Annotated in this window: 18 protein-coding genes; 2 read left to right on the top strand and 16 right to left on the bottom strand. The window is 43.7% G+C overall.

What is annotated here, in order from left to right:
* Positions 1-200 precede the first annotated feature (200 nt).
* From SWH54_08635 to SWH54_08660, 6 genes are all read right to left on the bottom strand, one after another.
* Positions 201-392, bottom strand: a complete 192-nt coding sequence (locus SWH54_08635) for a four helix bundle protein (protein ID MDY6791319.1) — start codon at positions 390-392, stop codon at positions 201-203.
* A gap of 364 nt (positions 393-756) precedes the next feature.
* Positions 757-948 carry a hypothetical protein gene (locus SWH54_08640; GenBank protein MDY6791320.1) on the bottom strand — a complete coding sequence of 64 codons (192 nt, stop codon included), beginning with the start codon at positions 946-948 and terminating at the stop codon, positions 757-759.
* Between the two features lie 289 nt (positions 949-1,237).
* Complete coding sequence (locus SWH54_08645) at positions 1,238-2,005, bottom strand: methyltransferase domain-containing protein (GenBank protein ID MDY6791321.1); 768 nt, start codon at positions 2,003-2,005, stop codon at positions 1,238-1,240.
* Between the two features lie 506 nt (positions 2,006-2,511).
* Positions 2,512-3,048: a DUF4124 domain-containing protein gene (locus tag SWH54_08650; GenBank protein ID MDY6791322.1), complete on the bottom strand. Its 537-nt coding sequence runs from the start codon at positions 3,046-3,048 to the stop codon at positions 2,512-2,514.
* A gap of 32 nt (positions 3,049-3,080) precedes the next feature.
* Positions 3,081-3,992: an ADP-ribosylglycohydrolase family protein gene (locus SWH54_08655; protein MDY6791323.1), complete on the bottom strand. Its 912-nt coding sequence runs from the start codon at positions 3,990-3,992 to the stop codon at positions 3,081-3,083.
* 511 nt (positions 3,993-4,503) lie between these two features.
* Complete coding sequence (locus SWH54_08660; protein MDY6791324.1) at positions 4,504-5,007, bottom strand: rubrerythrin family protein; 504 nt, start codon at positions 5,005-5,007, stop codon at positions 4,504-4,506.
* A 253-nt stretch (positions 5,008-5,260) separates the two neighbouring features.
* Here SWH54_08660 and SWH54_08665 point away from each other — a divergent pair, with 253 nt between their 5' ends.
* Positions 5,261-7,930: a cation-translocating P-type ATPase gene (locus tag SWH54_08665; GenBank protein ID MDY6791325.1), complete on the top strand. Its 2,670-nt coding sequence runs from the start codon at positions 5,261-5,263 to the stop codon at positions 7,928-7,930.
* A gap of 122 nt (positions 7,931-8,052) precedes the next feature.
* On the opposite strand, the gene SWH54_08670 is transcribed toward SWH54_08665, so the two are convergent.
* The 9 genes from SWH54_08670 to SWH54_08710 form a co-directional block, all read right to left on the bottom strand.
* Complete coding sequence (locus SWH54_08670; GenBank protein ID MDY6791326.1) at positions 8,053-11,196, bottom strand: efflux RND transporter permease subunit; 3,144 nt, start codon at positions 11,194-11,196, stop codon at positions 8,053-8,055.
* A complete protein-coding gene (locus tag SWH54_08675) occupies positions 11,189-12,427 on the bottom strand; it encodes an efflux RND transporter periplasmic adaptor subunit (GenBank protein MDY6791327.1) in 1,239 nt (412 codons plus the stop codon). Before SWH54_08675 ends, SWH54_08670 begins: the two co-directional genes overlap by 8 nt.
* Positions 12,428-12,463: 36 nt before the next feature.
* Positions 12,464-13,894 carry an efflux transporter outer membrane subunit gene (locus tag SWH54_08680; GenBank protein MDY6791328.1) on the bottom strand — a complete coding sequence of 477 codons (1,431 nt, stop codon included), beginning with the start codon at positions 13,892-13,894 and terminating at the stop codon, positions 12,464-12,466.
* Positions 13,895-13,929: 35 nt separating this feature from the next.
* Positions 13,930-14,361, bottom strand: a complete 432-nt coding sequence (locus SWH54_08685) for a PaaI family thioesterase (protein ID MDY6791329.1) — start codon at positions 14,359-14,361, stop codon at positions 13,930-13,932.
* A 295-nt stretch (positions 14,362-14,656) separates the two neighbouring features.
* Positions 14,657-15,748: an A/G-specific adenine glycosylase gene (mutY, locus tag SWH54_08690; protein ID MDY6791330.1), complete on the bottom strand. Its 1,092-nt coding sequence runs from the start codon at positions 15,746-15,748 to the stop codon at positions 14,657-14,659.
* A 307-nt stretch (positions 15,749-16,055) separates the two neighbouring features.
* Complete coding sequence (locus SWH54_08695; GenBank protein MDY6791331.1) at positions 16,056-16,628, bottom strand: nitroreductase family protein; 573 nt, start codon at positions 16,626-16,628, stop codon at positions 16,056-16,058.
* Positions 16,629-16,887: 259 nt separating this feature from the next.
* On the bottom strand, positions 16,888-17,406 hold the full coding sequence (locus tag SWH54_08700) for a shikimate kinase (GenBank protein ID MDY6791332.1): 519 nt from the start codon (positions 17,404-17,406) through the stop codon (positions 16,888-16,890).
* A 124-nt stretch (positions 17,407-17,530) separates the two neighbouring features.
* Positions 17,531-18,334: an ABC transporter permease subunit gene (locus tag SWH54_08705; GenBank protein ID MDY6791333.1), complete on the bottom strand. Its 804-nt coding sequence runs from the start codon at positions 18,332-18,334 to the stop codon at positions 17,531-17,533.
* 3 nt (positions 18,335-18,337) lie between these two features.
* A complete protein-coding gene (locus SWH54_08710; protein MDY6791334.1) occupies positions 18,338-19,231 on the bottom strand; it encodes an ABC transporter ATP-binding protein in 894 nt (297 codons plus the stop codon).
* A 689-nt stretch (positions 19,232-19,920) separates the two neighbouring features.
* Between SWH54_08710 and SWH54_08715 the strand changes: the two genes are divergently transcribed.
* Complete coding sequence (locus SWH54_08715; GenBank protein MDY6791335.1) at positions 19,921-20,973, top strand: endonuclease/exonuclease/phosphatase family protein; 1,053 nt, start codon at positions 19,921-19,923, stop codon at positions 20,971-20,973.
* Positions 20,974-21,088: 115 nt separating this feature from the next.
* On the opposite strand, the gene SWH54_08720 is transcribed toward SWH54_08715, so the two are convergent.
* Positions 21,089-21,742, bottom strand: a complete 654-nt coding sequence (locus SWH54_08720; protein MDY6791336.1) for a phenylalanine--tRNA ligase beta subunit-related protein — start codon at positions 21,740-21,742, stop codon at positions 21,089-21,091.
* Positions 21,743-21,828: the final 86 nt, after the last annotated feature.

A 21,828-nucleotide genomic window follows, 5' to 3' on the forward strand; every position in this document is an offset into this window, starting at 1 on the left:
TGCAGACGTGGAAAATTATCATTTTTGGTTCTTCTCCAAATTAGTTGGAGAAGAGGGTTCCAGGATTCCAGGGGTCAAGGATTCAAGTGTTTGTTTTCTAAAGATTTTATCAGCGCTTTTAACATTCTTTCGATCTCTGCTATGTCTTTTTTTGCTGTATCCAATTCACCTTTATCAATGAAGCCTATATCTACTGTTAATCATATCTGGGTTTCCAGCTCACCAGCCGAACCATAAGAAATGTAAAGCAAACCAATGTAATCAAGGGTTGTCTTTCTTCCATATCCTTCTGCAATATTAGAAGGAATAGATACATCGGATCTTCTTATCTGTGAAGTTAGACCATATCTTTCTTCATTGGGGAATTTTGCTGTTATTTGATATATCTTCAAACAAAGTTCCTATGACTTTTACCAGACATTCAATTCTTTGTAACGCTTTAGCATTTCACTCGAACCCTGGAAGCCTTGGCCCCTTGAACCCTCTGGAACCACACCGGTTCACTTGAAGATTATTCACATGCTTTGACTGAATTAACTACAACTAATCGGGAGATGCTCCCCATTTTTCAACGGTCCGATTAATTTAGCCCTTATCTTTATCTTCCGATTTATCCAATTCTCCAAGAACTTTAAACACAAACCGTGCGGGCCATTCTGTCATAGCGCCACCCAAGGCGATTGCCACAGCGGTGGCTTCCTGAATCTCTTCTCTTGTTGCCCCCAGATCAGCAGCACTGCTGACGTGATATTCAATTCAGCCGTAACAGCTGTTATGAATGCTTATCCCCAGTGCGATTAATTCTTTGTATTTTTGCTTAAGTGCACCACCTTGTAAAGCATTTGATTCAAGCTTTCCTATTTCGGTGAACGTTTTAATACCGATTTGACTCATCTGCCAGTTATACTTCTTCCTGGTCCTATTGATTTCATCGATGCTGGGAAACATGTTCTTCTCCTTTGAAAAAATAAGTTTGGGTTTTGAATATTACCGAGGCCTTTTCCTGAACATTTTCGGTAGAACCGTTACATCTTTATTGGTGTTACCGTGATGTTCAATAACTTTCATCGGATCCCAAGGGGGTGAGAGCTTATCAAGTGCAACTGGTCGGGCACGCCATTTAAAAACATCTTCAACCGGTGCATTAATGAGCGATTGTTTGCTATAGCTGGTTTTCTCATTTAAAACGGAATATATTTTTGTAGAAACAGTATAGTCGTTTTTACTATTGATCGTTTTATTTTTCGCCTAATATTAAAAACACTTTTCGTTTAAAAAAAAGATCTCCACCTTTTATGATAAAATATTTAGAAAGATCGGGATCGTTTAAACCTTTTTCTAACAAGTGGCTAATCTTTTTTTTGTTTTCTGACGATTGCTGGGCATGCCCGAGATATTCTTGAAGATGCAGCTCAATCTCAATCTCAAAGGTATTCTTAATTTTTATATTTCTTTGGTCATACAAGCTTTTAATGTATTCTTTTGGTAGTGTGATATGATGACTCACATCCACTGCTTTTTCGAATTCTTCAAAAAATCGATCGATCTTTTCATCTGAATGGGCGACAATATCTTGTATGCTGATACGCCCACCATTTTGGCAACACCGAGTCATTTCATCAAAAATTTTATCATATTCCTTAAAGTGATGAAATGCGGATCGACAGATAACGATTGAGAACGATTTGTTTTTAAATGGAACTTGCTCAACTGGGTGGCATAAAAAGCTTATGTTATTGATATTTTTTTTATTAGCTTGTTTTTGTGCTATTGCTATCATTCCTGTTGAGATATCCACACCGTGAACATATTTAACTTTTGGTGCTGCAAAAATAGCATATTCACCTGTACCACAGGCAAAATCCAATAAAGTATCCTGAGAAGATATTTCGCAAAAATCGAAATAAGCTTTCTGATATTCAACATTTTTGGTGACTGACCAGTTGCTGAAATTCGTTGCCTGTTGGTCAAATTGTCTTTTTACAATTTCATGTATTTTCGACATTTCTAACAACCACTTTTTTTCACGTAGAAGTCCGGGGGTATGGTTAGACGCGTGGAAAACATTCTCATATTTTATGCACCCATAGTAATTCTCAAAAATATGTTTCATTTTGAATGAGAAAACTGTTTGAGTGTATTAGAAATCGTTAACAAAGAACTATAATTGAATATGGTCAATTTACCACAATGGTTCTAATGCCAACATAAATTTTAATCCAGTCCGTTTGTGCTTTCTCTACCATCTGCTATCTGAGGCTGGCAAGTACGAGTTAGTTTTTCATCGCTTAAAATGGAATATACTCAATAGAAACAAACATTCGTTTTTCAATCTTTGTTCGGTTCGAACAGGGAATCGCCTGACAAACCTTAGGTTTCATGAATCGTTGGGACCGGTCGGACATGAAAATTTTTAAGAAACGGTATAATGTCTTTAAAGCTGCAGTTACATGACAGCGGCAAGTTAATTGCTGCATAATCGGCAGGGGTTGCCGTTTAATTTTTTTGATATTATGGTGTGTTGGCAGAGAAATACTCTTCAGGAGAACGTTCAAGCAGGTCTATTTTTTCCTGATATTCTTTTATCTTGGACTTTTTCATTGCCAGAGAGAAATAATTGCTAATAGGCCGCCCTTTAACACTCCTGAAGCCAGTAGGCATCTGCTCAATCCGTTTGATTTCATTCTGAAGACGCTCTTTTTCTTTTTGTATTTTCTTATTTAATTTGTCTTGAGCCGTCTTCTTTTTTTCTTCTTCAATTTTTTTGTCTCTTTCTTCCCTTTCAATTTTTGCTGCTCTGTTTTCGGTTTCCAGTTCATCTATTATTCGTTCGAGTTCACTCTCGTTTTGTCCTGATTTCTTATCGTCGTCCCGGGTGTGAGGAATTTCTTTGATGATTTGGACATCTTTTGCATCATTGCTTGGTTCGGTATTACTGTATCGCCTGACACCGTTTTCGTCTGTCCAGGAGTAAATTCTGTCAGCATGGAGATCGGGGATAAAGAACAGAACGATTCCGCATAATCCAAGTATCGGCAAATACCTCATGCTTACCTCCTATCAAATTGAAAATCAGGGAGTTATCGATCATCGATCATATCAAGCAGTCGAATAATTTTATCTGCTTTATTTAACTCACCTATCCATGTTGCCGAAATGGCGTCATACCCCAAATGTGCGCCGAGAATCATACCAGCCAACATCCCCCTTGATGCGGAGTCACCGCCGGCCATAACATTTTCTATTAGAGAGGCATTTAGATCATTTTCATATTTGGCAATCAAATGAATCGTCGAAGGAAGTGCCATATCGATTTCACACGCCTGGCCGAAGCTATCGATGGCGGATACGGTGTCCACACCGGTACTTTTTAGCCCTTCATCCACCCATTTAGCCAGGGTGTCTTCCTTCAAATCTTCCCTGCGCACACGTTCCAGGGCTTCTGTGGGTGTACTACCCCTCAGTACATCCCAGATAACCCTGGCAAAAAATTCCGCACTTTCGACAACCAGCGGATTACGATGGCTCATCAATGTTTGTGACCTGGATGCAGTGATCATGGTGTCCAGGTCTTCAGTGTACGTATATACAATCGGGGCGATACGGGCAGCACCGGCAAGGTCGGTGGAATCGGAGCCAGAGGAATCGGGACCACTGCCTGCAGCAAAATTTTCGAGGGTTTCTTTGGTCGCTTTGTCGAAATACCCGTCGTAGCTTTTAAAAAGGCTTTTCCAGCTATGGGAAAAACGGGCAAGATCAAATCCCGAACACTCTGCAATGGATTCCAGCAGTACCAGTGTCTGATCTCCGTAATGGGTGAAATCCCCCTCGTTTTTTATTCCGTGATACGATTTGCCAAGGGGTTTTTCCAGATGTTCAACCCTGCCGAATTTTCTTTCAATCACATGGGTATTATATACCCAGTGAGCACCGAGCGCCAGTGAGTCTGCTACAAAAGATGCCATAACCATGCCTTTTGCTTTTAGTTTCATCTTTTATTCCTTTCGCTCTATAAGCTTTTTCCTCTACGATCTCTTACTTGCAGGTAACCCTGAAGAATCTGATCCTTGAGTTGGATACCACTTCAAATGTACCATTTAAACGAGGGGTCGGGGAGTTTTTCAATCTCTAATCAGCTTGTCCGGAGAAGTGCCCATTTGCCCGTATCCCCCTTAACAAATAATTCCGGCACTCTTTACACGCCCCTATCTTCTCAGTGAAATCCATACAGGCAGAAACGATCAACGCTGCCGTGGAGTTCTGTTCCTTGGGGCTGGTTCAAATCGAATCTCAGCGAGATAGCTGCCGTACGCCAGTTTCTCAAAATGATTGTTAAGGTGGATACGGGCAAATGGGCACTTCTCCGGACGAACCGCTACCAATCATTAAAGCTCAAACCGTTTACCAAAAAGGCCATTGATAAGAAACTCCCCGATGCCTTCATTTAAACATAAACGGCTGAACAGCAGCAATGATCCGCTACCTCCGATTTTGCTAAAATCATCATTGTATGGTTTTAAATTTATCTTTCGGCGCCCCGCAGATCGGACATTCGTCCGGGATCTTTTTATCGGTGACATAGCCGCACACCTGGCATACATGATAGGCATTTGCGGTATCCTTGATCACATGATAGATGGCGCGTTCATATAGCTTCGCATGAAAGGATTCTGCATCTCGGGCATGGCTGAAAGCCAAAGCGGCCGCTTTTTCCCCTTCATCTTCGGCATCTTTCAAAAATTTCGGATATTCATTTTCACTGACGGATTTTTCCCGTTGAAAAGACATTTCCAGGTTGGTGTCCGTATCTTTAACGATCATGTCTTTCACCAGGTATAACTGGCGAGTGGCATGCACCCGTTCCGCTTCTGCGATGGCCCGAAACAACAGTGCGATTTGCGGTACTTCTTCCTCGTCCGCCTTTTCCGCATAGGCCAACAGCCTGAAATACGCTTTTGCCTCACCGATAAATGATGTATAAATATTTTTTTTCGTTTTATCTTTCATAATACTGTACCTTTCTTACAAATACGCAGAGATGGTCCCATGACTCTGGAAGATTATGGCAGAAATCGGAAAAAACGTAAAGAATATATTCAAGCGGATGATGATTAGTTGGTATGGGTGTCCCCACAGCAACCGGTGATGTCTCGGTAACCCCCCAGGTTGTTATACAAAATCGTTTTTGCTTGACTTTAAAAACCCTATATTGTTCCATAAACCAAAGCCGTCCAACAGATCATTTTAAAGGGAGAACTGAATGAAATTTCATCACCTCGCGTCTCAAGAAGTTCTAAAACATTTTTCCTCTGGAATAAGCGGTCTGGGTGAAAATGAAGCACAAAACAGACTTGCTCAATACGGCCCCAACGAAATCACACGCAGACGTAAAATATCTCCCATACGGATCTTTCTTTCTCAGTTCAACAGCTTTATCGTGTATATACTCATCGCTGCTGTTATCGTATCGTTCACACTTCACGAATTCATAGACAGCGGGGTGATCATCGCCATTCTTATTGTGAACGCGGTCCTCGGCTTTTTCCAGGAATACAGGGCGGAAAAGGCCATTGAGTCGCTCAAGAAAATGGCCGCCCTTCAGACAACAGTGATCAGGGGTGGTGAAAAAAGGAGGATCGACAGCAATAAACTGGTACCCGGTGATGTGATTGCTTTCGAGTCAGGGGATCGGATACCCGCCGATGCCCGTATCGTCGAAGGATACCTGCTTGAAGTCATGGAGTCATCGCTGACCGGTGAAAGCCTGTCGGTAAAAAAGGATTCAGCACCTATCAATGATACCAGTACGCTTGGTGATATGAAGAACATGCTTTTCGCCGGTACCAATGTTACCAGCGGTTCCGGCAGGGCAGTGGTGGTGAGAACCGGCATGGGCACCGAGATGGGAAAAATTGCCGAATCGATTGAATCAGTTGAGGACGATGAAACGCCGCTGCAAAAGAGACTGGATAGGCTGGGGAGGAAGCTGGGGATTCTGACGCTCATTATCTGCGGAATCATCATCGTCTTCGGTATCTTCAAAGGTGGAAATATCCTTGAGATGGTCATGGTGGGTGTGAGTCTTGCTGTAGCAGCCGTACCGGAAGGCCTTCCAATTGTGGTGACCATTGCGCTGGCTTTGGGAGTCAAAAGGATGGTTCGCCATCATGCCCTGGTTAAGCGTCTTCACAGTGTGGAGACGCTGGGATGTACCACGGTCATCTGCACGGACAAAACCGGGACGCTGACGCGCAACGAAATGACGGTGACGAAATTGTACGTCAACGATAACATCATCGATATTACAGGAACCGGATACGGGACTTTTGGAGAGTTCTTTTCTTCAGGAGAAAAAATTGACCCCTTATCTGCTGAACTTCTCCTGAGAATAGGCGTTTTAAACAATGATGCGGAATTATCGGGAGAGGAGGGGGTGGTCGGCGACCCCACCGAGGGATGTCTGATCGTCAGTGCGGCAAAAGCGGGGCTGAAAAAGTCGATTTTAAGCGATCATTTCCCCCGGGTGAATGAAATACCCTTTGATTCGGAGAGGAAAATGAAATCAACGGTGCATCGCACCGGAGAAGGTCTGTGGATGACCACCAAGGGAGCGCCGGACATGGTTATCAATCTCTGTACTAGTATTGATGTTGGCGGCAAGGTGTCGCCCCTTTCCGATGGAATGAAAAACAGAATCATGGAAACCAACCGTAAATTCGCATCGCAGGCGTTAAGGGTGCTTGCCTTTGCTTATAAACCCCTGGATTACGATGAGGATGTTGACCGGTCCGATGAGAACGAGCTTATCTTGGTGGGTCTTCAAGGCATGATCGATCCTCCCCGTGACCAGGTTCGCAGTGCCATTGAAAAGTGTAGAAAGGCAGGGATTCGATCCGTTATGATCACCGGTGATTATGCACTTACGGCACAAGCTATCGCGCATCAACTGGGAATTGAAGGTGATGCAGTCACCGGAGAAGAGCTTGAAAAAATCAACGATGAGGCTTTGAAAAAAACGGTAAAGGAAGTCTCGATTTTCTCAAGGGTAAACCCGGAGCACAAGATACGGATCGTGCGAGCCTTAAGAGAAACCGGAGAGGTGGTTGCCATGTCCGGGGATGGCGTAAACGATGCGCCGGCACTCAAGGAGGCTGATATCGGCATTGCCATGGGCATTACCGGTACGGACGTGACCAAGGAAACGGCCGATATGGTACTCCTGGATGATAAGTATACCTCCATTGTCAATGCGGTGGAACAGGGAAGGGGCATCTACGAAAACATCAAGAAATTTGTCAATTACCTGCTTTCCAGCAATCTGGGTGAAGTGTTAATACTGTTTATCGCCATGATCATTGGCTTTAAAGACCCATCCGGAGTCATGGTGATGCCGCTTCTGGCGACGCAGATCCTCTGGCTGAACCTCATTACTGACGGACTTCCCGCAGTTGCATTGGGTGTGGATCCCATACGAAAAGGCGTCATGGAAGTATCGCCGCGCAATTCCGCTGAACCGATTATAACAAAAAACATGGCGACAAACATTATCATCATATCCGTCCTCATGGCAGCCGGAGTCCTCTTTCTCTTTAACCGGTTTCTTCCCGAAGGGGGGACCATCGCGCGAACAATTGCCTTTACTTCCATCGTCATGCTGGAGATGGTTCGGGTGACCATGATCCGTTCTCAATACAAGCTTCCATTCTTCTCAAACCTGTATCTGATCGGGGCAATCATTTTTTCTGTATTGCTCCAGGTGGCGGTCGTTTATGTACCGGTAATGAACATTATCTTTAAAACCACGGCACTCAGCCTTTACCACTGGGGCTATATGGGTGCGGTGATGGCAATTATTTTCGTTATAGGGGTGGTACTGACCCGGCTGATAAACCGAGAGGGAGATGGATGTTCAGGACACACTGATAGTTGATTATTTTCATATCGTCTGGAAGAAAATAATCTAACCGGTTCGATTCATCCCTTCGATATAAATCAAATTTTGAGGAATTAAGGCTTTGCTTTAGATAAGGGGTGTGAAAGTTGAGTTAATCCTTATTGTATCATTTTACCGGTTTTGCCTGAAGTTAAAGCGGCTGACTCGGTTCCAAGGATCAGTTTCCTTATATCGCTAATAATCATATAAAGTGAAGGAACGAGAATCAGGGTAATCACAGTGGCGAAAACAATACCGAAGCCGAGCGATATGGCCATGGGAATGAGAAATTTCGCCTGTCTGGATGTCTCAAATATCATAGGTGACAGCCCGCCAAAGGTAGTAAGTGTGGTGAGCATGATCGGTCTGAAACGCTGAATTCCTGCATGTTGAATCGCGTCGAGAATTCCAATTCCGGCACGTCTTTTTCTATTGGCAAAGTCTATCATGACCAGAGAGTCATTTATTACCACCCCGGATAAGGCGACCACACCGAACATGCTCATCACACTCAGGCTGTATCCCATTAAAAGATGACCCAGTACCGCTCCAACAATACCGAATGGCACGCAGGCCATGACTATGATCGGCTGGATGTAGCTGTTAAAGGGGATGGCCAGCATGGCGTAAATGGCGATTAGCGCCATCAAAAGCCCGTAAATAAGGCTCTCCATGCTTTCGCTCATATCGGCCTGTCGTCCCTCGAAACTGTAAGAGAGACCGGGATAGTCGACTTGCAGCTTGGGAAGCATGTCTGTCTTAAGAGAGTTTAAAACTTCTCCCGCCTTGCTCCTGGGCCGCACATCAGCCGAAACCGTCACCACTCTTTGGGCGTTTCTTCTGTCAATGCTGGTGTACGATCTTCCCCGGTTGAACGTCACGGCTTGTCTTAAAGGGATTTCCTTTCCGGAAGGGGTTTTCAGTATCATTTCTTCCAGATGGTACTCTGAGAGTCTTTCTTCCAGGGGGAGTCGCACGATGACTTTAACCTCGTTTTTTCCCCTGAGCTGTCTCAAAGCCTCTGATCCGTAATATGCGTTTCGAATTTGTCCGGCTATTTCCCTTGAACTCAAGCCCAGACTCAAAGCTTCAGGCTTTACCCGAAAGTCGATCTGTTGTTTTCCAGGGGTAAAACCGTCATCAATATCCGATACCCTCGGAAAGTAGGACAGCGAGTCGGCCAGATCTGCGCTTGCCTTTTTTAAAACTTCGAGATTATGGTGTCGCAGTTCTAGGGTGATGGCAGAACCTCTGCCCGGGCCACCCACATCAGATTCAAATTTTATCGATTCAATCCCCACAAGTGTGCCCGCCTTTTTTCTCCAACGCCTGGTAAACTCGGCAGTTGAAATCGGTCTTATATCCGGATCGGTTAAATACACCCTGATTCGACTTTGGTTCTCAACAATCCTGGCAAATATTCCCTTTAGCAGTTGGTCGCCGCCGTTATTTTCCGCAACTTGCCTGGCAGCGTTCACCACTTTTTCTTGGATGTTTAAGGTCTTCTGGACTGCTGTCCCATAGGGAAGGACGATGGTGGACTGAGAAAAATCAGATTCCACCTTTGGAAAGAGTTCAAACCCCATCCTGCCACTTTGTATAAAACCGATGGTAACAATGAGAATAGAGACACCCAAAAAAAGGGTAATATAGCGATTACTGAGCACAAATCTAAGAAAAGGACCGTAGCGCTCTCTGATGAACCTGGAAAAATGGGCGCTGAATTTGGTTTGCTTTTTTTGTATCCATCCAAACCAGCCTTCTGATTGCTTTTCTTTTTGATGGCCGAGGTGGGCCGGAAGTACAAAAAGGCTCTCTATTAGAGAGACGGCAAATACGCTGATCACCACAAAGGGGATGTGCTTGAATATTTTGCCCATGACACCCGGGATAAAAAGCATCGGCATAAAGGCCACCATGTTGGTTAGGACGCTGAAGGTCACGGGCATGGAAATTTCCCTCACACCGCGAATTGCCGATTTGAGCCACGGAAGGCCCTGTTGACGATAGTGGTATATGTTTTCGCCTGAGACAATCGCATCATCCACCACAATACCCAAGGCGATAATAAAGGCAAACATGGTAATCATGTTTATGCTGGCTCCCAGCGGAGAAAGTATAAGAAGAGAGCCAAGAAACGAGATGGGGATTCCCAGGCTGACCCAGAAGGCAAGACGTGCCTCAAGAAAGACGGCGAGCAGGATAAATACCAGACCTAATCCGATCAAACCGTTTCGTACCATAAGGTTCAGACGTTGTCGGTAGATGTCGGATCTGTCTCGTATGGTTTCGATGGACAGACCGGGAGCCAGATTCTGCCTGATGGATGAGAGGCGATCTCTTACCGCGTTTGAAACGGTGATCGGCGTTTGATCTCCAACCCGATATACTTCAAGCATAATGGCAGGTTCGCCGTTAAAGGTTGCAAAGCGGTTGGTTTCTTCAAAGTCATCTTTTATTTTAGCGATATTTTCCAGCAGTACTTCGGTGCCGTCATTGGAGGTGATAATCGGAATTTTGGCAAATTCATTTCCGTGGTAGCGGCGTTCCTTCATGCGAACCAAAACATCGCCTCCGCCTGTTTTGATCGCCCCTCCCGGAAGTTCCACCGAGGCAGTGGCTATCCTGTTGGCCGCCTCATCAAGGGTGAGATTATACGTTCGCAGAGTTTGTTGGGAAATTTCAATGCTGATTTCAAAATCGCGGATACCTTCAAGATCAACCTGGGTAATTTCAGGGTCTAACAGCAGCTTGTCACGAATTTCCTCTGCGGTATGTCTTAATACCCAGTCACTCTGCCTTCCAAAGAGGGCAAGTGACATCACCGCTCTTTTTCTCGCTGCGATTGCAACAGTGGGCGCTTCGGTCTCTTCCGGAAATGAGGTAATTCGGTCCACTTCATTTTTAATGTCCTGGGCAAACCGGTTCAGGTTTCCGCCCTCAATCATTTCTATACGGATCGTACCTGATCCTTCGTTGGCGGTGGACTTGATTTCCTTGACACCCTCAAGACCTTCCACGGCCTCTTCTACCGCGAGTATGATGCCTCTTTCAACTTCTTCGGGACTGGCTCCGGGATAGGCCACGCTGACGTTGACCACATCGAGCTCAAATTCAGGAAAAATCTCCTGCTTGATCATGCTTCCCCATAAAAAACCGCCAACGAGCAAAACCAACATGAGCAGGTTTGCTGCAACGGCATGTTTTGCCATCCATGCCATGGCGCCCAGGTGGTTTTTATTTTCCGGTAAGGGGCTAGTCATTCTTTCTTGGCCCCCGTTTTGTGGAATCTGCTCCCTTTATCCGTATGGGCATTCCTTCTACCGGTGCTGCGAGATCCGACGTAATAATTTTTTCCCCAGGTGAAAGTCCTTTTCCAATGATCACCACCGTTGTACCACGCCAGAGTGTTTCCACTGTTCGAATATGAAGGCGGTCGTTTTTTCCCCATACCCATACACGGGTGTCGTCTCTAAGCGCCGTTCTGGGTATTAAATAGACATTTTCGAGCTTGTCCCCTTCAATTTCAACCCGCACATATTCCCCGATGAGCATCTGGGGCTTGTGCCTGTTTTGCTGTTTCAAACCCATCGGGTCCTTGATTGAAATCAGCATCCGGGCCATTCGCCCTTCACTTTCCAGATCGCTCAACAGTCTTACCACATTGCCTACACGGGTTGAACCTTCCCTGTAGTAAACCTTTGCCTTTGAAGCAGAGTCGTGGGAATTCTTGGGTATGGATATCCATTTGAGACGGTCTGCGGGAATCGATACCTCAACCCAGTATTCGTCGGTGCCTGCCAACTCGGCGAGTTGATCCTGAGTCGTTACCTGGGAGCCCAGTTCAACATTTTTCGAGCGAACTGTGGAATTAAAGGGGATTTTGATTCGGGTCCTTAAAAGATTATCCTTTGCCTGTTTTAAGCTGGCCTGGGCTGATTTAAGGCTTGCCTTTGCCTTTTCCAGATGGGGTTTTCTTAAGGCGAGTTCGGAGTCGAGCTCTTTGGAATCTTTCCCGTCGTTTAACAGCTCCCATTCCCTTTTGGCAATGTCCTGATGGCCCAGTTCTAATTTAAGGGAATACCTGGCTTCGGCAACCTGTGACTCTTTCTGAACGATATCGAGTTTGTAATCCGTTTGATCAATGCGGAGTATTTCTTTTCCCGCTTTAAAGATTCCTCCCTCGATAAATTCGGGATGGATCCAGGTGATTTCCCCTGAGACCCTCGATTTGAGTGTCACCTGGCGCGCAGGCACAACGGAACCCATGACAGGCACTATGACTTGGTGTATCCCCGGGTGTACCTCCTTGACTTGAACCAGCGGTATCATTTTTTTTGGAGGTCTTTTTTTTGCTTTGGGTGCCGTGTTTTTAAAGTATGTGGCACCTGCGATACCTGCAACAAGCAATATCATGCAGATAACTGCCCGGACTAAGATGGACAGAGACCGTCTGCTTCCTTTTTCGTGGGTTTCTATTTTATGTTTTTCCATTTTTTGTTTATCCAGTGAGTTATGCTGTTATTAGCTTTATAATGTCTGTTCTATCTTTTTCATCCATGTCCCCCCGAGCGCGCGATGAAGGCTTATTCTGTCCAGTAAAAGCAGGGTTTTTTTCTGGATAAGGTCTATCTCAAGATTTTGAACCGACAGTAGTTGAGTCAATACAGGTAAATATTCATTGAGGCCTTTTCTATACCTTTCCCTCGCTTCATTAAGGGCGCTTTTGGCGGCTTGTATTTCTCTTTTAAGGGCCTCTATGTGCTCTTTATGTTTTGACTCACTGATGAGTGCGTCTTCGACTTCTTTAATTGCGGTGAGGACCGTTGAGCGGTAGGAGGCAAGTTTTTCATCCGCTAAAGCCATTTGGCGATCTACCTCCGCTTTTCTTCTATGACCATCAAAAATAGGTGCGGTCAAATTACCGGCAAGACCGATCACCCAGTTATCCAGCAGCAGGTCAAGGCTATCTGAACTCAGGTTTAAAGAAGCGGTGAGATTAATGCTCGGGAGACGATCCGCCCTTACCGCAGCCACTTTCCAGTCAACCGCCCTCAATTTCAGGCCTGCAGAGCGAATGTCCGGTCTGTGTGAAAGAACATCGGCAGGTATTCCAATGGAGGGAAGTTCCTGCAAAGCCGGCAGATCGTTACGGCTAATTTTAATGTTTGCATCCGGTGCTTTCCCCAGTAACAGGGCAAGCTTGTGAAAAAAAAGCATCTCTTGCGCCTCTACCAGAGGTATCTGGGCCTTTACCTTTTCTACCACCTGTTTTTGCTGGTATACGTCAAGGGCTGAGACCATAGCCTTGGTAAACCGGAGCTTTACCAGCTCAAACTGTATCATATTTGTTTTTAACTGTTCTTTAAGCAGATGCTTTTGCATGCGCTGTGAAATGATGTTGATCCACTGTTCCGTCACTTCGGCAGCGAGAGTCATGGCCACCGTGTTAAAATCCTCACGGCTTGCGGATGCCTGAAATATGGCGGCTTCCTGCTCCGACCTTATCTTCCCCCACAGATCCAGTTCGTAACTGCTCACCAGACCGAGCGAATACTCTTTAACAGTTTCTTTGGAAGTAATCGTATTTTTTCTTTTTTGCCTGGCACGGGAGGCTCCGGCCTTTCCGGTGAGGTTTGGAACGAGTGCTGCACCCGCCTGCACGGCAAGGGCCTTTGACTGCATCAGCCTGGACCACGCCTCTTTGAGTGACAGATTATTCGCAAGGCATATTTCCATGAGGTGGTTCAGGTCTTTGTCATTAAAGCTTTCCCACCACTTATCCGGTGGTTCAGGGCCCGGACTATAGAGTGAGAAGGTCTCCGGAATTTTTCCTTCAGGCATCTGCCTGAGTTCGGGATCGAAATAACTGCATGATCCACCGGTGAAAATAGCAATCAATAATACCAAGAGGCATTTAAAAATGAAAAATTTAAAATGAGTCATATTTATAATGGTCATTTTCTTTTCCATATGTCGATTAGGATTTGACCGTGTTAGACATCATGTATTGATAGATTGTCTATCAGGATATAATTCACTTGTGCCACAGCCACATGCTTTTTAGTTGCATCATACAGGTCAACTGAAACCGGGCACAACGTTGGACCTATCTTTATGACTGTTGCCTTTGCAGTCACGTCGCTCAGGCATGGAGCCAGGAACCGTATATTCATATCAGTGGTGGTGAGCTTAACATATGGCCCCGTTTTAGTGAAAATGGCAAAGCAGGCCGTGCTGTCGGCAACGGTCATTAACAATCCACCATGGAATGATTTAAAGACACCGTCATAGCTTAACTTCCTGGGAACTTTGGTTTCACAATATCCATCGGCAAGAGAAACGATTTGGATTTTTAGCGTATCCACTATGGGAATCTTATTTATCTCAGTACGGATATTATTTTTAAGTTCGGGTGATAGTTCCATAACTCTTATTATCTGTTAAAAATTTAAAGTTTCATTAGAATAATGCATGCTCCTTGTACAAGAAATATCAAATTAACTCAAGAGTCGGGGAGTTTTTCAATTAAATAAAAAATAATAGAAGTGCGCTCATGAGGCCAAAAGCTTATGCCAGAATTAAGAAAAACCATAAAGAACATATTAATCAAACTGAATTGGCAATATTCTTTTTAATGGTATACTTCCCGCCACGATATGGGCAAACATGCCCGGCCAATCTGTTTATATTTTGCGCGGATTACCAGTCGGATACTATGCTTTAAACCTCCTTTACAAGAACAGCTTCAAGCTCTTTAAAAAACTTGTAATTGGCGGCGGGGAATGGATATTGAGTCATCTCATTCAGGCCGATCCATCGAATCGGCTGGCTCTGCCGGGCCTGGGGCGTTGAAGACGTCAACCGGCAGATAAAAATATTTAGCTCGATCTTAAAGTGGGTATAGGCATGTTTGACATTTTTCAGTTTTCCAATAATTTTTATGGAAACATCCAGCTCTTCGTGGCATTCCCGGGTGATCGCCTGCTCTGCCGACTCATCGGCTTTTATTTTGCCACCCGGAAATTCCCACATTCCGGCCAGATGACCGTTGGCGGGACGTTTCTGAATGAGGAATTTATTTTTTTTTAAGATAACGGCCAGGGCGACCTTATAAAGGGGTATCTTTTTTTTCCTGGGGCGAAAAGGCAGGGAATCGATGCTTTCTTTTTTTTTTGCCTGACAGGCTCTTTTCAATGGACAGGTTGAGCAGGTCGGATTCTTCGGGGCGCACACCAAAGCGCCCAATTCCATCACAGCCTGGTTGAAATCACCTGGATTGTTTTTTGGGATCAAATCCAGGAGCATTTGGTAAACGTTATTTTTAGTGGCAGATTTGCTGATGTCATCCCACAACTCGATGTATCGGGTGACCACGCGAAGAACATTGCCATCCACGACGGGCAAAGCACGTTTGAAGGCAATGCTCATCACCGCCGAAAGAATATACGGTCCCACGCCCGGCAATTTCAAGAAAAGATCAGGATGATCCGGCACTCTGCCGTCATATTCGGCACAAACCCGTTTGGCAGCCTTTTGGAAATTATGGCAGCGATTATAATAGCCGAGTCCCTCCCATAATTTAAGAACCTCCTGCTCAGAAGCAGCTGCCAGGTCTTGGATGGTTGGCAGTCTTTCGAGCCATCTCTGATAATATGGAATCATCGTCTTGACCTGGGTTTGTTGCAACATGACTTCAGAAAGCCATACTTTATAGGGATCTTTGGTTTTCCGCCAGGGCAAATCCCTTTTGTTTTTCTCATACCAGTTCAGAAGTGCCAGTGTGGGGAATTTTGTGATTTTGCTATGGCTCATTAATGATTAATGTAAGGAATTATTTCAAATATGCAAGGTCTGATTCGGTGGATAGATCGAATGCGAAAGACGGGTTAGGTTTGTGAAAAGGGAAATATCTTTCCCCATAGCCGCATGAGGAGGGCATTCCGAAATCTTATGTTTATCCCTTACCGCCTATGTTGTTGAATAAACGAAAGGGTACGACACCTAAGCAAATGTATCAAGTGATATTGCACCATGCAAATCAACAATAGGTGCCGGCTAGATTTACAATATCTTTGATAAAATCTGAGCTAAAAGGCTATTTCCCGAAAAGCTCAAAGACTCAACGGATAAAAGTCGTTTTTTCTTTCACATCTTTTCTGGGCGTTTGGGGAGGCTCCCCATCTGCCTTGCCGATGCAAATCAATCCCAGGGGTGTTTTTTCGCTAACAACGCCGAGAATCTCTCTCATGGGTTTTTTGTCGAACAAGGTAAACCAAAGAGAGCCAAGGCCAAGAGCGTGGGCGGCAAGATGTATGTTCTGAATGGCCGCTGCACAGGCGTGTTGATACCCAACGTTTCCTTCTTCCAGAAACATGTCCAGCCCTGTCTTTTTGGGATCACCTATGACCGCAACGATTACCGGGGCCGTTTTCAAAAAGTTCAACCGATACTTTTCCAGCCATTTCCATCCACTTTTTTCAAGCCCCCATTTTCGGCACCTATCAGCCTCGGAAAAGATTTTCTCTTTCATTTCCTTATTGGTTACCACCATAAATTCCCAGGGCTGAGTATTCAAAGGCGAAGGGGCCCAGGTGGCTGCTTCCAGAATTTTTTCGATTACTTCTTCGCTTATCGATTCCGGCAAGAACTTGCGACAACTTCTCCTTTCCTTCATGGCTGTAAAAATATCCATTTCGCTCCTCCTTTTGGTTGATAAAGATTCCTAAAGAACAGATGTTCTATTTCGACATTTTATGACCAGCTCAGCAATACCAATTATCCATTTCTAAGATTAGCTGAATGTAATATAAACTATTGGTATAATATAAATCAACAATAGATGCGCTGCACATTTTTTTACATCAATTTGTTTGATATTAATTTAAAGCGAAAAAACCCACCATTTACAACTCCAATGGGTAATAATTTCTTCCATGGTTCAATATAAGGCTTTACCCCATTACTTGTTCCATTTGTTCAATAATTTTTTCGCATACTTGCTCCTGAGACATTACATCACATTTGATGGAGATGTCTGCGTACTTAGTATATAGCCCCAGTCGCTCGTCAAACAGCTCAGCAAAGCTCTGGTTTGGTTGTTTGGCGATGCCTCGCGTGCTGCAATCACCAATCCTTGACTCCAGTGTAGCCAACTCCACATCAAGAAAGATCAGTATTCCGTCCGACTTGAGGTGGGTCATGGCCTGATGGCTGTAAACCGCGCTGCCACCAGTGGCAATGACATGGTTTTTCATGGAAAGGCCAACGATGACGTCTTCTTCAATTTTTCGCAACACAGCGCACCCGTGCGAATCCATAATATCCTGCAATGTCCGCTTCTGTGAGGTCTGAATTAGAATATCTACATCTACGAAGCTGAGAGATGTTTTCTTCGCCAGGATTACACCGACGGTGCTTTTTCCTGATCCCGGCATTCCGATCAACACAATATTCGAGTGCGTTTTTTTCATCACCCTCAAAGCTCCCATTTAAGCTCATATTATAACTTTTTAAGTCAGGACAGGCTTTCGAAACATTTATGCTTCATTCGCAACAAAATCCAAAGAAAAATCTATACCAATCTCTCTGGTTTTACTACCCGGGTATATCTCTACGATTAAACTGGCAGATGCTTACCAATAGGCACACTATAATCAAGGAACACAATACCACAAAATGCAATAAAAAACTACGGTGACCCGTCATGAGGTCCTGGGGCTGGTAGTAGGTGAAGATATTAAACGGTTTGGTGAATCGGATCGCTTCCCATAATGAGCTCAAATAATGTAACAGGTAAAACACCAGGGTAATTCCTGCTATTCGTATGCCGACCTTGTTTCCTTCTTTTTCAAATGAGGATAATGTCAATGTCAAACTCATTATGAATACAAACAGCAACCAAAGGTTGACGCCGATTTTAACCAATTTAACCGATAAGTCAAATGTCAGTTGGTGCAGAATGCCAATGGACAATAATGAAGCACACAGGGCGCATAAAATAATGAGAAATAGGAAAACTACCGCTGAAATAAAAAGATTAAAAAGAAGCTTAATCCTTTTTATTGGAAAGGATAATACCAGTTCCAGTGTTCCGGTTTCTGCTTCTCCGGCAATATGACGGCTTGGGATTGCAATGGCGCCGATGGACAGGATGACCAGGACCAAGGGGTGATTCAAGGCCAGAGCTGCGGCGCCTTCAACCGTCAGCATTGAAATAAAATCATCGCCAAACATGGCCTGTACGTTTTCGGGAAGCTGATTCATAAAATACATGATGGTGGAATAATAATCGATGGTGGTGACCAACCTTAAGATTAGGAACTGGAATAAAGAAATGAAGAACATGCTAAACAACAGGAAGCTGCGATGTGATTTCCAGAGAAAACAAAAATAGGACATATCTTACTCTTTTTTGCGATAGTAGGCCATGAACACTTCTTCCAAATCCGGTTCCGGGAAGGTTAAATCTTCCATTGGTAAGGTGGACAGCTTCTGCAATAAAATTTGAAGATCCCCCTCAACCAGGTACTCGTAACTTAAATCTTTTTGATTCACCAAATGAGCCCCCGGTAAATTTAAGCCCGGCACAGGCCGACTGAGGGTGAATTGCAATCGCTTCAACTTTTTCTTTTTCAGCCCATCCAACGTTTCCAGCGCAACCAGTTCACCTTTTCGGATGATGGCGATTCGGTGGCACACTTTTTCGACTTCCGGGAGGTTGTGAGAGGAAAAGAAAACGGTTTTTCCTTCATTTTGCACTTTGCGCAAAAGCCGGTAAAATTCCTCCTGCATGAGGGGATCGAGTCCAATGGTTGGTTCATCGAGAATAAGCAATTCCGGTTGATGAAAAAAGGCCTGGATAATCCCCAATTTTTGCAGCATTCCATGAGATAAGTGTTTTATTTTTAATGATAAAGCATCCTGTGAAAGTTCGAACCGGTCGATCAATCTTTGCTGCATTCTGGGCTTCACCTTTCGCATGGACGCAACAAAACGTAAAAAATCAGCACCGGTCATATGGCTATAGGCAAAAAAATTACCGGGTAAATACCCGCACCGTTTTCGAATCTCCAGTGAATGGCTGTAAATATCATTGCCAAATATTTTTATTTCTCCGGATGAAGGTCTCAACAAATCGAGAAGCAGTCGAATGGTGGTGGTTTTGCCCGCGCCGTTGGGGCCAAGAAAACCAAAAATCTCACCCTGGTTCACCGTAAAGTTGATATTTTGTATGCCGGGTGTTCTGCCGTAATATTTCGTTAAATGGTTAACAGAAATGGTGATAGGGGTATCCATGGCCATATGAAATGATATACAGTTAAAAAGTAATTACAGGTTCAGTCGATTTTGGCACATTTGGTTATGAGTGTTCCTGATTTGTTAAAAGCCCAATAATCTTCTATTTCGATTGGACCTTCTCCGAGTTCGAAAACAGTATCTGAAGGAATTATTTCAAACCATGTTTTAAATTTGGTTGCAAATTAAATTTTTACAAATCCAATTATGCCAGAAATCAGAAAAAACGTAAAGAATATAGTCATCAAAGCGGACTTTTCTTAGATTAAGTGGATGTGAGCAAGGTAAAGCATGATACCGGTATAGGGGTAGGACAGGTTATTTTTAGAGTTAATACAGGGGAAAGTTTTTGATCATAAGTTGGCAGAGATGAAGATGCGATACGGAAGTATATCAAAGAGCAGGAAAAAGAAGATTGCAGATTCGATCAGCGAAATCGTTTTGATGAGCAGATTCCTTAATACCTTAAGGTAACGAATATTTTAATGCGCTTTGAGCGATTCACATTTCAAGCCACCGGTTTCACCGGTGGTATATGACTTAAACTACGATAAATATTTCTCTTGAATTTATCGATTATTTTAAATATTCTATCAACTTATAAACTTTTGTTATAAGTTTCAACCATTATATCTAATCTCTCTGTAGCCTGCCTGACTTCTGGGTGCGGCTAATATTAGGAATAAAAAATGAAAAAAGTATTAAAGATAATCTTATATCTTCTCATCGTTATCGTCTCAGTATTTGCAGGATTAATAATTACAGCAGTTATAACAGACTACAAACCTGCAGAAACAGTAGAAGTATATAAAGCAAAAAGTTCAACCACCATTTCCGATACTTTGGAGTTCAATATTGTTAACTGGAACATTGGGTATTGTGGTTTGGATGCTTCTATGGATTTCTTTTATGATGGAGGTGCTCATGTAAGACCACCTGAAGAAAATGTAATTGAAAACCTTAAATCGGTTATACGTTTTCTTAGTACTCAAAAAAATATAGATTTCTTTTTATTACAGGAAGTTGATAAAAAATCAAAAAGGAGCTACAAAATAAATCAGTACGACACCATACAAAATGCATTTTCAATTTACTATTCTTTTTTTGGTAAAAATTACGATGTGTTCTTTGTACCAACCCCGCCAACTGAGCCTTATGGCAAAGTGCTTTCCGGTTTGATGACTTTAAGTAAATTTAATCCTGTTGAAGTGGTGAGACATCAATTTCCAGGAAATTATAATTTCCCCAAGGGGCTGTTTATGCTTGACAGGTGTTTTTTGGTTAGCAGAATTAATGTTTCAAATGGTAAACAATTATTGATAATTAATACGCACAACTCAGCATATGATGATGGTACTCTAAAATCCGGTCAAATGACCTATTTAAAAGAGTTTTTGCTGAACGAATATGAAAAAGGAAATTATATTGTGGTTGGTGGCGATTGGAATCAATGCCCACCGGATGTTGAGACTTCGTTTGTCGGTTTTCGCTTTGATACAAAAAATTTCAGCCGCATTGACAAAGACTATTTGCCATCTGATTGGCAATGGGTGTTTAGCAATAAAACGCCAACAAACAGAAGGGTAGCGTCACCTTATGATAAAAATACATCGGTTACAACAGTGATTGATTTTTTTTTAATTTCACCAAATATTGAAAATCTCCATATAGAAAATATCAACCTTGATTTCAAAAATTCAGATCATCAACCTGTTAAGGCAAGGTTTAGATTAAAAAAATAAAAGCATGGTTCCGCCTGCCAGCAAATTATTCTTTCGGTGTAAGAAACCGGAAGCGGCGATGATGCCATGCAATATTATAAACCAGTTGAAAAGCAAGTAATAGGCATTTGAGCTTTTAATAAATATGGATGCCTTCAATACTGCCGCCACCAAACTCAGCTATGGTGTCGGCGGCCACAGTTAGCCCGTTTTTGAGATGGTCTGATTCAATGCCCGGAACAGCATAGGCATAGAAACAAACGTTGGTGGTGTGTTCCGTTACTCTAGTTTTGTCATCTGCACCCTGGCAGAGGACGCAAACGATCTCCTTTTCATCACGCAGCACAATTTCCTCTTTTTGCATGACAAACTGCCGACCACCCATCCCCTTACAGGTTTCGCCTTCTTTGGCAACATCCAGGGTCAATCCGCCGTCGAATTTGTCGGCATCGGTCACCGCTACCAGGATGCCGGCACACATTTCGGCCATGAAGTGGGCATCCACGAACAGGGAATACATGGGGAAACCGCTGTTGACGGTTCTTTTCAGATGCTTGGTGAGCGGGCAGGGATAGCCGAACCGGTCAAAAAACGTGTCGTAAATCCTGATCCTTTCGGTGATCTGCGCCAGTGTCTCTCGTTTTCTCATTTTGCGAAGATGTTTTTTCTTATAGGGCGCAAACCCTTTGGGGCTGGCACTTTCTGTACAGTTGCTGATCAGCGTCAGGCCGAATCCGACGCCGGGATAGACCTCTTGATATTTTGCGGATAAACTGAATTCAGGAAACATGTTTCACCTCTCATCATCGTTGCGTCTTGCCATGCAGGTGCCTCGACACCTTAAAGTGCAAATTTATTTTTAAACGGACCTTTAAC

The sequence above is a fragment of the Thermodesulfobacteriota bacterium genome (assembly GCA_034189135.1).
GTDB lineage: Bacteria > Desulfobacterota > Desulfobacteria > Desulfobacterales > JAUWMJ01 > JAUWMJ01.

Bases quoted from the DNA above. Each gene is read 5' to 3' on its own strand.
- SWH54_08645 (MDY6791321.1), bottom strand. From the start codon at position 2,005: ATGTCGAAAATACATGAAATTGTAAAAAGACAATTTGACCAACAGGCA.
- SWH54_08670 (MDY6791326.1), bottom strand. From the start codon at position 11,196: ATGACTAGCCCCTTACCGGAAAATAAAAACCACCTGGGCGCCATGGCA.
- SWH54_08710 (MDY6791334.1), bottom strand. From the start codon at position 19,231: ATGGATACCCCTATCACCATTTCTGTTAACCATTTAACGAAATATTAC.
- SWH54_08660 (MDY6791324.1), bottom strand. From the start codon at position 5,007: ATGAAAGATAAAACGAAAAAAAATATTTATACATCATTTATCGGTGAG.
- SWH54_08675 (MDY6791327.1), bottom strand. From the start codon at position 12,427: ATGGAAAAACATAAAATAGAAACCCACGAAAAAGGAAGCAGACGGTCT.
- mutY (MDY6791330.1), bottom strand. From the start codon at position 15,748: ATGAGCCATAGCAAAATCACAAAATTCCCCACACTGGCACTTCTGAAC.
- SWH54_08650 (MDY6791322.1), bottom strand. From the start codon at position 3,048: ATGAGGTATTTGCCGATACTTGGATTATGCGGAATCGTTCTGTTCTTT.
- SWH54_08665 (MDY6791325.1), top strand. From the start codon at position 5,261: ATGAAATTTCATCACCTCGCGTCTCAAGAAGTTCTAAAACATTTTTCC.
- SWH54_08705 (MDY6791333.1), bottom strand. From the start codon at position 18,334: ATGTCCTATTTTTGTTTTCTCTGGAAATCACATCGCAGCTTCCTGTTG.
- SWH54_08700 (MDY6791332.1), bottom strand. From the start codon at position 17,406: ATGAAAAAAACGCACTCGAATATTGTGTTGATCGGAATGCCGGGATCA.
- SWH54_08680 (MDY6791328.1), bottom strand. From the start codon at position 13,894: ATGACCATTATAAATATGACTCATTTTAAATTTTTCATTTTTAAATGC.
- SWH54_08685 (MDY6791329.1), bottom strand. From the start codon at position 14,361: ATGGAACTATCACCCGAACTTAAAAATAATATCCGTACTGAGATAAAT.
- SWH54_08640 (MDY6791320.1), bottom strand. From the start codon at position 948: ATGTTTCCCAGCATCGATGAAATCAATAGGACCAGGAAGAAGTATAAC.
- SWH54_08695 (MDY6791331.1), bottom strand. From the start codon at position 16,628: ATGGATATTTTTACAGCCATGAAGGAAAGGAGAAGTTGTCGCAAGTTC.
- SWH54_08720 (MDY6791336.1), bottom strand. From the start codon at position 21,742: ATGTTTCCTGAATTCAGTTTATCCGCAAAATATCAAGAGGTCTATCCC.
- SWH54_08715 (MDY6791335.1), top strand. From the start codon at position 19,921: ATGAAAAAAGTATTAAAGATAATCTTATATCTTCTCATCGTTATCGTC.
- SWH54_08655 (MDY6791323.1), bottom strand. From the start codon at position 3,992: ATGAAACTAAAAGCAAAAGGCATGGTTATGGCATCTTTTGTAGCAGAC.